Source organism: Dactylosporangium sp. NPDC006015 (assembly GCF_040614215.1).
Classification (GTDB): domain Bacteria; phylum Actinomycetota; class Actinomycetes; order Mycobacteriales; family Micromonosporaceae; genus Dactylosporangium; species Dactylosporangium maewongense.
In genome coordinates, this window is record NZ_JBEXUD010000001.1 from 268,542 (window position 1) to 280,601 (window position 12,060).

General features: G+C 70.8%; 10 protein-coding genes. 2 read left to right on the forward strand and 8 right to left on the reverse strand.

Annotated features, from left to right (window positions below):
• Positions 1 to 98: 98 nt before the first annotated feature.
• Entirely contained in the window at positions 99 to 635 is a 537-nt protein-coding gene (locus ABZ321_RS01175; RefSeq protein ID WP_344503117.1) for an ACT domain-containing protein, read from the reverse strand.
• 1 nt (position 636) lies between these two features.
• The gene (locus ABZ321_RS01180) at positions 637 to 1,410 is read right to left on the reverse strand and encodes an amino acid-binding protein (RefSeq protein WP_344503118.1); all 774 of its coding nucleotides are present in this window, start codon (positions 1,408 to 1,410) and stop codon (positions 637 to 639) included.
• A 256-nt stretch (positions 1,411 to 1,666) separates the two neighbouring features.
• Here ABZ321_RS01180 and ABZ321_RS01185 point away from each other — a divergent pair, with 256 nt between their 5' ends.
• Together ABZ321_RS01185 and ABZ321_RS01190 are read left to right on the forward strand one after the other, a co-directional pair.
• Positions 1,667 to 2,692, forward strand: a complete 1,026-nt coding sequence (locus ABZ321_RS01185; RefSeq protein WP_354888365.1) for a phosphotransferase family protein — start codon at positions 1,667 to 1,669, stop codon at positions 2,690 to 2,692.
• On the forward strand, positions 2,692 to 3,915 hold the full coding sequence (locus tag ABZ321_RS01190; RefSeq protein ID WP_354888368.1) for an acyl-CoA dehydrogenase family protein: 1,224 nt from the start codon (positions 2,692 to 2,694) through the stop codon (positions 3,913 to 3,915). The genes ABZ321_RS01185 and ABZ321_RS01190 overlap by 1 nt, the downstream gene beginning before the upstream one ends.
• Before the next feature lie 93 nt (positions 3,916 to 4,008).
• On the opposite strand, the gene ABZ321_RS01195 is transcribed toward ABZ321_RS01190, so the two are convergent.
• From ABZ321_RS01195 to ABZ321_RS01220, 6 genes are all read right to left on the reverse strand, one after another.
• Positions 4,009 to 4,428, reverse strand: coding sequence for a hypothetical protein (locus ABZ321_RS01195; protein WP_344503121.1), 420 nt, complete (start codon positions 4,426 to 4,428; stop codon positions 4,009 to 4,011).
• A 630-nt stretch (positions 4,429 to 5,058) separates the two neighbouring features.
• Entirely contained in the window at positions 5,059 to 6,117 is a 1,059-nt protein-coding gene (locus ABZ321_RS01200) for a LacI family DNA-binding transcriptional regulator (protein WP_344503122.1), read from the reverse strand.
• A 92-nt stretch (positions 6,118 to 6,209) separates the two neighbouring features.
• The gene (locus ABZ321_RS01205; RefSeq protein ID WP_354888371.1) at positions 6,210 to 8,645 is read right to left on the reverse strand and encodes a glycosyl transferase; all 2,436 of its coding nucleotides are present in this window, start codon (positions 8,643 to 8,645) and stop codon (positions 6,210 to 6,212) included.
• A 38-nt stretch (positions 8,646 to 8,683) separates the two neighbouring features.
• Entirely contained in the window at positions 8,684 to 9,715 is a 1,032-nt protein-coding gene (locus ABZ321_RS01210) for a LacI family DNA-binding transcriptional regulator (protein WP_344503124.1), read from the reverse strand.
• Between the two features lies 1 nt (position 9,716).
• Positions 9,717 to 11,120: a GH1 family beta-glucosidase gene (locus ABZ321_RS01215; protein ID WP_354888374.1), complete on the reverse strand. Its 1,404-nt coding sequence runs from the start codon at positions 11,118 to 11,120 to the stop codon at positions 9,717 to 9,719.
• The gene (locus ABZ321_RS01220) at positions 11,117 to 12,016 is read right to left on the reverse strand and encodes a carbohydrate ABC transporter permease (protein WP_344503249.1); all 900 of its coding nucleotides are present in this window, start codon (positions 12,014 to 12,016) and stop codon (positions 11,117 to 11,119) included. Before ABZ321_RS01220 ends, ABZ321_RS01215 begins: the two co-directional genes overlap by 4 nt.
• Positions 12,017 to 12,060: the final 44 nt, after the last annotated feature.

The following is a 12,060-nucleotide window of genomic DNA, read 5'->3' on the forward strand; positions in this document are numbered from 1 at the left end:
CCGACATGTACCCGACCAACATATCGGCAGACTACATGTCAGGACACAAAAAAGCAGCGCCCGTCCTCCGCCAAGGACGAGCGCTGCTGAGGAACGTCTCAGGCTGCCGTGTTGCGCTTCCCCGCGACGCGGGCCAGGGCGACGAGCGCGTGCGCCCGGGCGTACTCGGCAGGGGTGAAGGCCGGCGCGGGGCGCCGGACGTACAGGGTGCCGCCGGCCGGGTCCTGCAGCTGCATGCCGGTCGACGTGTAGCCCTCGGCGCCCGTGGACGTGTCCGCCCGCCAGGAGATGTCGCAGTCGCCGAGCAGCGCCGCGATCGCCTCCTCCAGGGTCGCCGAGCCGTCCAGGACCTTCCCCGCCAGGGCGAGGACCCGGGTCGGCTCGTCGATGAGGCCCCGCACGTCGGCCTGGGCGACCCACGCGTCGCGGCCCCGGCCGCGCCGCACGGCCTCGGTGAGGTCGGCGACGGTCAGCTCGTCGGGCGCCTCCACGAGGAAGTCGTCGACGGCGCCGGACTCGGTGGTGTGCACCTGGACCGACAGGATGTTGACCTTGCGCAGCGCGAGGCTCGCGGTCAGCACGGACAGGAAACCGGGACGGTCGTCGACCGTCGCGCGGATGCGCCAGAGGGTCATCTCACGCCACCCTGGGGATGGTTGCGCCGGCGGGCGCGGGGGCTCCTGCAACGGAGCCTCCCGCCTTACCCAGCTCCGCCAAGCCAGGCCCCGCCAGCCGATCCCCGAGCACAGATGCGGTTGCACCGACCAGCTGCGCCAGCCGCTCCACCTCGGAACCGTGGAACGGTGGTGCTCCAGCGTCGCCGTCCGCCCCGCCGCGGGCGACGACAAGGACCAGACCTCCACGCTGAAAAGGCGCGACAGCAAGATGGATGCCGTCAGCAGCGCTGATCGCGCGAGGCCGGAGTGGTGCGATGTCCACCTGTGGGGGGACATCCGGAGTGCGCCAGCTGGCGCAGATCACCGAGGAGCCGGACCATGCCTGGGCTCGCGCGCCGCCGCCCGCCCAGTCCGATCCGATGAGGATCGCGACCGCCCAGTCCGCTCCGAACAGTGCCGGCGCCGCGTCCACGACCGTTGCCAGGCCGTGCTGCGGGTTCGCCGCCACCTGTCCGATGAGCGCGACCTCGCGGCCACTGCTCGGCTCCGACAGCTCCGTGCCGCGCCACACACCGTCCACGCGAACGCCTGGGATCGCCGCAAGACCGGTGAGGACACGATCGACGGAGGCCGAAGCCGGCCACACCACGGTGAGGTCGTCCACCGCGCGGCCACCGACCCGTTCCAGCACAACGACCGAAACGATGTCGGCGCCGACCACACCCAGCGTCCGGGCGACCTGCCCGAGTGAGCCGGGACGGTCAGGTAGCGCCACTCTCAGCCGCAACAGCATCGACGTCGACCTCCCTGTTCGTCCTTGGCTGACGTGTACGCCGCCGTTGGTGTACGTCACCTGTTGTTTCTCCGGTACTGCCGTTCTTTGGTGCTGAGAACAGCTTGCCGATGCCGGGTTTCCGCGCCGTTTCGCCGCCGTATCGATGCCGGAACGTCTCCGAGTCCTTCCGAAGCCCCAGGGAAACGGACATTTGGCGGTGAAATACCTGGCTCGACTCTTGACAGAGAACGCGTCTCACCCCTGGACTGGCCGGATGAGCACCCCGCCCGGTCTCGACCTCGCCCGCCTCGCGGCGTACCTCCAGGACAAGGCTCCTGGGCTCGTCACCGAACCCATCCAGGCCGAGCTCATCGCCGGCGGCCGGTCCAACCTGACCTACATCGTCAACGAGGTCTTCGTGCTGCGCCGCCCGCCCCTCGGGCACGTCCTCGCCACCGCGCACGACATGGCCAGGGAGCACCGGATCATCTCCGCGCTCGGCCCGACGACCGTGCCGGTCCCTGAGGCGCTGCTGCTGTGCGAGGACGACAGCGTCCTCGGCGCGCCGTTCTACCTGATGTCCCGGGTGCCCGGGGTGGTGCTGCGCAGCCGCGGGCAGACCGACGCGCTCGGCGAGGAGGCGCGGCGCGAGGTCGCGTTCGCGATGATGGACACCCTCGCCGACCTGCACCGCGTCGACCCCGCCGGGATCGGCCTGGGCGACTTCGGCCGGCCCGAGGGCTTCCTGGAGCGGCAGGTCCGCCGCTGGTCGAAGCAGCTGGCCCAGTCGACGAGCCGCGACCTGCCCGACGCCGCACAGCTGCGGGACCGGCTCGCCGCCACGATCCCCGTCTCCGCCACCACCGCGATCGTGCACGGCGACTACCGGCTCGACAACCTCATCGTCGACCCCGCCCGCCTGAAGGTCGCGGCCGTCCTCGACTGGGAGATGGCCACCATCGGCGACCCGCTCACCGACCTGGGGCTGCTGCTGGCGTACTGGACGGTGCTGGACCGCCTGAAGCTCGGCTTCAACCCGATCGCCGGCGGGCTGGGGGCCGACGCCGGGTTCCCGTCCGGCGACGAGCTGCTCCAGCGCTACGCCGTCTCCAGCGGCGCGGCGCTGGACGACCTGCACTGGTACGTCGCGATGGCCTGCTACAAGCTGGCCGTCATCCTCGAGGGCATCCACTTCCGCTACACCAGCGGCCAGACGGTCGGCGCCGGCTTCGACCAGATCGGCGCGCTGGTCCCGCCCCTGCTCGCGCAGGGTCTCGCAGCGATCAACGGAGAGAGCTGATGGACTTCCGCTTCGACACGCGCACCGCCGAGCTGCACGAGAAGCTCACCGACTTCATGCAGGAGGAGGTGTATCCGGCCGAGCCCCGCTTCGAGGCGGAGCTGGCCGCGCTCAGCGCGGGTTCAGGCGACCCGTGGGCACGCCCCGCGGTCATCGAGGAGCTGAAGGCGTCGGCCCGCGACCGCGGCCTGTGGAACCTGTTCCTGCCCGACGACCGCTTCGGCGCCGGCCTCACCAACCTGCAGTACGCGCCGCTCGCCGAGATCACCGGCCGCAGCCCGCACCTGGCGCCCGAGGCGCTCAACTGCGCCGCGCCCGACACCGGCAACATGGAGGTCCTCGCCGGGTTCGGCTCGCCGGGGCAGCAGGACCGCTGGCTCAAACCCCTGCTGGAAGGCCAGATCCGGTCCGCGTTCTGCATGACCGAGCCCGACGTCGCCTCGTCCGACGCGACCAACATCGCCACCCGGATCGAGCGCGACGGCGACTCGTACGTCATCAACGGCCGCAAATGGTGGTCCTCCGGCGCCATGAACCCCAACTGCGCCATCTTCATCGTGATGGGCAAGTCGGACCCCTCCGCCGAGCGGCACCGGCAGCAGAGCATGATCCTCGTCCCGCGGGACACCCCGGGCGTCACCGTCAAGCGCGGCATGCACGTGTTCGGCTACACCGACGCCGCCCACGGCGGTCACGCGGAGGTGGAGTTCGCCGATGTACGGGTCCCCGCCGACCACCTCATCGCCGAGGAGGGCTCGGGGTTCGCGATCGCGCAGGCCCGTCTCGGCCCGGGCCGCATCCACCACTGCATGCGGCTCATCGGCATGGCGGAGCGCGCCCTGCAGCTGATGTGCGAGCGGGTCAGCGAGCGGATCGCGTTCGGCCGCCCCCTGGCCGAGCAGGGCGTGGTGCGCGACTGGATCGCCGAGTCCCGCGTCCGCATCGAACAGGCCCGGCTCCTGGTCCTGAAGACCGCCTGGCTGATGGACACCGTCGGCAACAAGGGCGCCCACACCGAGATCCAGGCGATCAAGATCGCGGTGCCGCAGATGACCGAATGGGTCGTCGACAAGGCCATCCAGGCCCACGGCGCGGCCGGCGTCAGCCAGGACACCCCGCTCGCCGCCCTCTGGTCACAGGCCCGAACGCTGCGCCTGGCCGACGGCCCCGACGAGGTGCACCGCGCGTCCCTCGCCAAGCGTGAGCTGCGCAAGTACAGCTGAGCTCCTGAAGACGGGCCTGAAGAGGGCCTGAAGAGGGCCTGGAGACGGGCTTGAAAACGGGCCGCCCCCTGCCTCGGGGGACGGCCCGTTCGCTCATTCCGCGACGCGGTACGGGGCCGGTGCCTCGTACGTGGCGGACGGCAGGTCCTCCACGTCCTCGAAGCGCTCCTGCGCCGCCTGGATCGCCTTCGGTGCCGAAGCGGCGGCCGCCCAGCCGACCGCGATCCCACCGAGCACGGCGATCGCGATCCAGCCCCACGGCTTGCGCTGCTTCCGCCCCGACAACGCGTCGAACGCCAGGCTCGCCCGGTGCCACGCCTCGTCCGCCGCGGACCCGACCCGGTCCGACGCCGTGCCGTACCGGCTCGACGCCTCATCCGCGAGGTCATACGCCCGGTCCTTCACCGACCCGCCGACCGAACGCGCCGACTCGACCGCGGACACCAGATAGTCCCAGGCGTCCTCAGCCACGCTCTCCGCGCGCCGCTTACCCTTCTTCCACTGTGCGGTCATCTCAGCCACCTCTCCTCCATTGACCGCTTTCCCGATCCCCACCTCCCGCAAACTGCGCTGTGCTTCCGCCCCACCGCTGCGCGGCGGGTCCCGGCGGGGATTCTCACCCGCACCCCAATGCGCCGCTGCGCGGCGCACTGCCGGCGCTGACGCGCGGCAGCCTCACCCGCGTGCGCGCCGCATCCGGTGCCCACTCCCCCGCGCCACCGCCGGCCACCGACCCTCGCGCCGCTCCACGGTTGATCGAATTGCAGTTCTGGCCGCCATCACAGCCAGATTCGTCATTCGATCAAGCGGCGGCCAAGAAAGACCGGCAGCCGGGCGACACCACTCCACTGCCCCGGCCCACCGGCGCGCACCCTCATGATCCGGAAGACTTTGTGCTGCTCTGACGACACAAAGTCTTCCGGATCACGTGATGCGCGAAGACCACAACCGCTCGGGATCACGGCCGACGGCAGCCGTCCGGGGTGATCGCGGGCGGCGCGGTTTCCGTGATCCGGAAGACTTTGTGCTGCTCTGACGACACAAAGTCTTCCGGATCACGAGAAGCAGTGCGGCGCGGAGCGGCGCATTGGGGCCGCGGGTGAGAATCCCCGCCGGGCCCCGCCGCGGCAGCGGTGGGGGGAATTACAGCGTGCTGGCGCGTTCGACCAGGTGGGTTTCGACCATGACGGCGGTGGGGGCGGCGCCGGCGATGCGGGCGAGCAGCAGCCGGACCATCTCGCGGCCCATGGCCTCGACGGGCTGGTGGACGGTGGTCAGGGGCGGGTCGGTCTGGCGGGCGATGGCGACGTCGTCGAAGCCGACCAGGGAGACGTCCGACGGGACGCGCTTGCCGAGCTCGCGCAGGGCCCGCAGCGCGCCGACGGCCATCAGGTCGGAGGCGGCGAAGACGGCGTCGACCGAGGGGTCGCGGGCGAGCAGCTCACGGACGGCCACCTCGCCCGAGGCCTCGCTGAAGTCGCCGTAGGCGATGAGGGACTCGTCGGCGGGCAGGCCGGCGCGGTCGAGGGCCTCGCGGTAGCCGGCGAGGCGGGACACGCCGGCGGCCATGTCCTGCGGGCCGGCGATCGCGGCGATCCGGCGGCGGCCGCGGTCCAGGAGGTGACCGACGGCCAGGCGGGCGCCGCCCTCGTTGTCGGCGTCCACGAAGGCCACGTCGGAGGAGGCGCCGCCGGAGGACGACAGCATGCGGGCGGGGCGGCCGCCGAGGACGACGGGCAGGCCGCGCTGCTCCAGCAGCTGCGGCAGCGGGTCGGCGTCGTGCAGGGAGAGCAGCATGACGCCGTCGACGTGCTGGTTGGTGAGGTGGTGCTCGACGCGCTGGCGCTCCGCCGGGGACTGGGCCATGGCGAGCCACAGCTGCAGCTGGGTGTCGGCGAGGGCGGAGCTGACGCCGCGGACGATGCCGGCGAAGAACGGCTCGCCGAAGACCCGCTCCTCCGACTCCGACACGACGAGCGCGACGGAGTCGGTGCGCTGCGTGACGAGGGCTCGGGCGGCGCGGTTGGGGACGTAGCCGAGCTCGTCGATCGCCTTCTGCACGGCCGCCCGCGCTTCCGGGCTCACCTGCGGCGAGCCGTTGACGACCCGCGAGACCGTGCCCCGCCCCACGCCGGCGCGCGAGGCGACCTCATCGAGGGTGGGGCGGCCCGCGGAACGGGGGCGGCTGTTGGTGGAAGACACGCCCCATTGTGCGCACACGTTCGCGATCTTGCAGCCGCGGTGCCCCAGAATCGCGACACCGCGGCGGCAAAGCCAAAACAAAACCAAACGATCTACGACAAATGCGCCTCGACCTGCACCGAGCTGCCGGCCGGGGCGACCGGCAGGACGCCGCCGTCGACGGGCACGCCGTCGACGACGAGCGAGCACGAGGTCGCCGAGACGCCGGGCTCCTTTTGGACCGTGATGGTGTACGTCGCGCCGCGGAAGCGCCGTACCGCCGAGAAACCGGACCAGGACGAGGGGATGACCGGCGCGATCCGCAGGCCGGACAGCTCCGGCCGGATGCCCAGGATCCACTGCGTCACGGCCGCGTAGTTCCACGCGGCGGTCCCGGTCAGCCAGGAGTTCTTCGCCTCGCCGTGGGTGGGCGCGTCGCGGCCGGCGATCATCTGCGCGTAGACGTACGGCTCGCAGCGGTGCAGGTCGCCGATCTCCTCGCGGGCCGACGGGTTGATCCGCTTGTAGTAGTCGAACGCGCCGTCGCCGTTGCCGACCATCGCCTCGGCGATCATGAGCCACGGGTTCGTGTGGCAGAAGATCCCGGCGTTCTCCTTGTACCCCGGCGGGTAGGAAGAGATCTCGCCGAGCTCGATGCGGTACGACGAGAACGCCGGCTGCTGCAGCACGATGCCGTGCGGGGTGGCGAGCCGCTCGCGGACGCTGGCCAGGGCGCGCACGGCGGTGCCGTCGTCCAGGCCGACGCCGCCCATGATGCACATGCCCTGCGGCTCGATGAAGATCTGGCCCTCGTCGTTGGACGCGGAGCCGATGACGTTGCCGTGGAAGTCGTACGCGCGGCGGAACCACGCGCCGTCCCAGCCGTGCTCGGCGATCGAGCCGGTCATCTTCTCCGCGGCGGTCAGGTAGGCCGCCGGATCGTCGTCCTTGTGAACAGCCAGCTCGGCGAGCGAGCGGGCGGCGAGGACGAACTGGCCGGCGATGAACACCGACTCCGCCACGCCGCCGGTGGCGTTCTCCGTGGTCTGGAAGGGCTCGCCGGGCGTGTCGGAGAAGCAGTTGAGGTTGAGGCAGTCGTTCCAGTCGGCCCGGCCGATCAGCGGGAGTCCGTGCGGCCCGAGGCGTTCGGTGGTGTACCGGAGCGACAGCTTGAGGTGCTCGTACAGCGACTGCTCGCTGCCGGGCGCGTTGTCGAACGGCACGGGCTCGTCGAGGATGCTCCAGTCGCCGCTCTCCTTGATGTACGCGGAGACGCCGAGGATGAGCCACAGCGGGTCGTCGTTGAAGCCGGACCCGATGTCGTTGTTCCCGCGCTTCGTCAGCGGCTGGTACTGATGGTATGCGCCACCGGTCGGCAGCTGCGTGGCGGCGATGTCGAGGATCCGCTCGCGGGCCCGCTCCGGGATCATGTGGACGAAGCCGAGCAGGTCCTGGTTCGAGTCGCGGAAGCCCATCCCGCGGCCGATCCCCGACTCGTACAGCGACGTCGACCGGCTCATGTTGAACGTGACCATGTTCTGGTACGCGTTCCAGATGTTCACCATGCGGTCGGTGTCGGCGTCGGGGGTCTGCACGCGCAGCCCGCCGAGCAGCTCCTCCCAGCGCGCGGCGAGCGCGGCGAGGCCGGCGTCGACGGTCTCCTGGGCCAGCCAGGTGGCGACCTTCGCCTGCGCGCCGGCCTTGTTGATCGTCTGCGAGCCCGGCGGGTCGAACTTCGCGTCGCGGGGGTTCTCCCAGTACCCGAGGACGAAGCCGATCTCGCGGGTCTCCCCCGGCTCGAGGGTGAGCTTCACGTGGTGCGACCCGTGCGGCTGCCAGCCGTGGGCGATCGAGTCGCCGGACTCGCCGCGCTCGACGGCGAGGGGCCGGTCCCAGGAGCGGTAGGGGCCGAGGAACGCCTCCCGGGACGTGTCGAAGCCGGCGAGCGGCTCGCTGCACGCGAAGTAGGCGAAGTGGTCGCGGCGCTCCCGGTACTCCGTCTTGTGGTAGATGACGCCGTCGACGACCTCGACCTGGCCGGTGTTGAAGTTGCGCTGGTAGTTGGTGGCGTCGTCCTGCGCGTCCCACAGGCAGAACTCGATCGACGAGAACGCCGACAGCGACACGGCCGTGTCCCGCTCGTTCGTGACCTTGAGCCGCCACACCTCGAGGGTCTCGCCGAGCGGCACGAAGTAGAGCGTCTCGGCCTTGATCCCGCGGTACCGGGAGGCGACACGCGTGTAGGACAGCCCGTGCCGGCACTCGTAGTCGTCGAGCTCGGTCTGCGTCGGCTGCCAGGTGGGCGACCAGAACTCGGCCTCGTCGCGCAGGTAGATGTAGCGGCCGCCGAGGTCCATCGGCGCGTTGTTGTACCGGTAGCGGGTCAGCCGGCGCAGCCGGGCGTCGCGGTAGAACGAGTAGCCGCCGGCGGTGTTGGAGATGATGCCGAAGTACGCCTCGGTGCCGAGGTAGTTGATCCAGGGCAGCGGGGTGTCTGGTCGGTCGATGACGTACTCGCGGCGTTCGTCGTCGAAGTGGCCGAAGCGCACGGTGTGCCTCCTGCTGGGGGGATAGAGACTGCGCTGCTTCAGGCGGACTCGCGGACCACGAGGTGCGTGTCGAGCACAGTCGAGTGGGCCGGCCCGCCGGCGATGCGGGCCAGCAGGAGCCTGGCCATCTCGCGCCCCATGCCCTCCACCGACTGGTGCACGGTGGTGAGCGGCGGCTGGGTCTGCCGGGCCACGGCGGAGTCCTCGAACCCGACCACGGCCACGTCGGCGGGCACCCGCCGGCCCAGCTCACGCAGGGCGCGGATGGCGCCGGCGGCCATCAGGTCGGAGGCGGCGAAGACGGCGTCGAGTCCGGGGTTGAGATGGATGAGGCGGTGCATCGCGTCGGCCCCGCTCGCCTCGCTGAAGTCGCCGTACGCGATGAGTCGCTGATCGTGCGGGAGGGACGCCAGGCGCAGCGCCTCCCGGTAACCGCGAAGGCGGGCGATGCCCACCGCCATGTCCTGCGGGCCGGCGATCACCGCGATGCAGTGGCGACCGAGGCCGATCAGGTGCTCGACGGCGGTGCGAGCGCCGCCCTCGTTGTCGTTGTCCACGTAGGCGACCTCGTTGTCGCCCCCGCCCGCCTGCTCGATCTCGAGCATGTGCGCCGGCCGCCCGCCGAGGACGGTCGGCAGCCCCCGCTTGCCGAGCAGCGCCGGGAGCGGGTCGTCGTCGTGCAGGGAGAGCAGCAGCACCCCGTCCACGTGCTGGTCGGACAGGTGCCGCTCGACCATGAGCCGCTGCGACGGCGACTGCGCCATCGCGAGCCACAGCTGCAGGGACGTGTCGGCCAGCACGTTGCTGACGCCACGGACGATGCCGGCGAAGAACGGCTCGCCGAAGACCCGCTCCTCCGACTCGGACACCACGAGGGCGACCGAGTCGGTGCGGCGGGTGACGAGGGCGCGGGCGGCCCGGTTGGGCACGTACCCGAGCTCTTCGACGGCACGGGCGACGGCGGCGCGAGCCTCCGGGCTGACCTGCGGCGAGCCGTTGATCACCCGGGAGACTGTGCCGCGCCCGACGCCGGCGCGCGCGGCCACCTCGTCCAGCGTCGGGCGGCGCACGTTACTCGCCGAGGCCGTTGTGCTTGATGACCTCGCGGAACCGGTGGCCGCTGGCCTTGACCGTGCGCTGCTGCGTGTCGTAGTCGACCCGGATCATGCCGAACCGCTTGGTGTAGCCCCACGCCCATTCGAAGTTGTCCAGCAGCGACCAGGCGAAGTAGCCGCTCAGCGGTGCGCCGGCGGCGATCGCGTCGTGGCAGGCCCGGAAGTGCGCGTCGAAGTAGGCGACCCGGTCGGTGTCCTCCACCGTGCCCTCGTCGGTGACGGTGTCGATGTACGCGGCGCCGTTCTCCGTGATGTACAGCGGGACCGCCGGGTAGTCGCGGGCGACGCGGGTCAGCGTCTCGGTGAGGCCCGGGGCGTCGACCTCCCAGTTCATGTCGGTGACGGGGACGCCGGGCCGCTTGAGGAACCGGACGGTCTCGCTGCCGGGCCACGACGTCGGCGCCCGCCAGTAGGGCTCGGCGGGGACGTCGGGGTCCTCGCCGGCCACCACGTGGCGGCTGTAGTAGTTGATGCCCAGCAGGTCCAGCGGCTGCGCGATCTGCTTGTGGTCGCCGTCGCGGACGAAGCCGAAGTCGCTGATCCCCCGCAGGTCGGCCATCACGTCCGCCGGGTACGAGCCGAGCAGCACCGGGTCGAGGAAGATCCGGTTGGCGAGCCCGTCGATGCGCCGGGCCGCGTCGAGGTCCCCGGGCTTCGTCTCGTCGGCCGCGGAGATCGCGTACAGGTTGAGCGTGATGCCCAGCTGCGCGGTGGGATCTGCGGCGCGGATCGACTCGATCGCCTGGCCGTGGCCGAGGAGCAGGTGGTGCATGGCGGCCAGGGCGTCAGGCGCGTGCTGGCGGCCCGGCGCGTGGACGCCCGACGCGTAGCCGAGGAACGCCGAGCACCACGGCTCGTTGAACGTCGTCCAGTGGCGGACCCGGTCGCCGAGCGCGCCGTGCACCAGCGTGGCGTAGTCGGCGAACCGGGCCGCGGTGTCGCGGGCGGGCCAGCCGCCCGCGTCTTCCAGCTCCTGGGGCAGGTCCCAGTGGTACAGCGTCACCCAGGGGGTGATGTCGTGCGACAGCAGCTCGTCGACGAGCCGCCGGTAGAAGTCCAGGCCCTTGGCGTTGGCCGGCCCCGACCCGCCCGGCTGGACGCGCGGCCACGCGACGGAGAACCGGTAGGCGTTGATGCCCAGGTCCTTCATCAGCCCCACGTCCTCGCGGAAGCGGTGGTAATGATCGCAGGCCACGTCGCCGGTGTCCCCGCCCAGTGTCTTGCCCGGGGTGTGGCTGAACGTGTCCCAGATCGAGGGGGTGCGGCCGTCCTCCTGGGCGGCCCCCTCGATCTGGTACGACGCGGTCGCCGCACCCCACACGAAACCGGGTGGGAACGTCAGCGGGTCGATGCTGGTCACGCCTTGACCGAACCTTCCATGATGCCGCCGATGATCTGACGGCCGAATGCGATGAACACCAGGAGCAGCGGCACGATCGCAAGAGCTGTCCCGGTAAAGACTTGCACGTAGTCGGTCTTGTAATAACCGGTGGCGAGAATGTTCAGTGAAACTTGCACGGTCGGGGTGTCGCCATTGAGCACGACGTACGGCCAGAGGAAGTCGTTCCAGGTCTCCATGAACGTGAGCAGGCCCAGCACCGCCGCCGCCGGACGCAGCGCGGGCAGCACGACCGACCAGTACGTCCGCCAGGTGGAGGCGCCGTCGACGCGGGCGGCCTCGATGAGCTCGTCGCTGATCGCGGACTCCGCGTACTGCCGGATCATGAACACGCCGAAGCCCTTGACCAGGAACGGCACGATGACCGCCTGGAGGGTGTTCGTCCAGTCGAACTTCACCATGAGCAGGTACAGCGGAATGATGTTGACCTGGGTCGGGATCATCATCGTGAGGATGATGATCAGCAGCAGGGCGTTCTTCCCGCGGAACTTCAGCTTCGCGAAGGCGAAGCCTGCGAGCGTGGAGAAGAACACCACTGACAAGGTTACACACGACGACACGATGGCCGAGTTGATCAGGCCGTAGACGAAGTTGGCGTCGGTGTTGGCCAGCACCCGCGAGGCGTTGTCGAAGAAGTTCGGGCCGGGCGTGAGCGGCGGCGGGATGTCGGTGACGGCGCTGTTGTCCCGCGAGGCCACGATGAAGGACCACAGGATCGGGAAGACCGACAGCACGATCGTGATGATCAGCGCGAGGTACGTCAGCGGGCTGGCGTCCCAGAGCGCGGCCGAGGCGCTACGGACCCGACCCTTCTTCCCCGGTGGCGGCGTGCCCGGCACGCTCCGGGGCCTTGTCATGGTCGTGCTCATGCCGCCACCTCCGCTGCGCTCCGGCGTCGGCC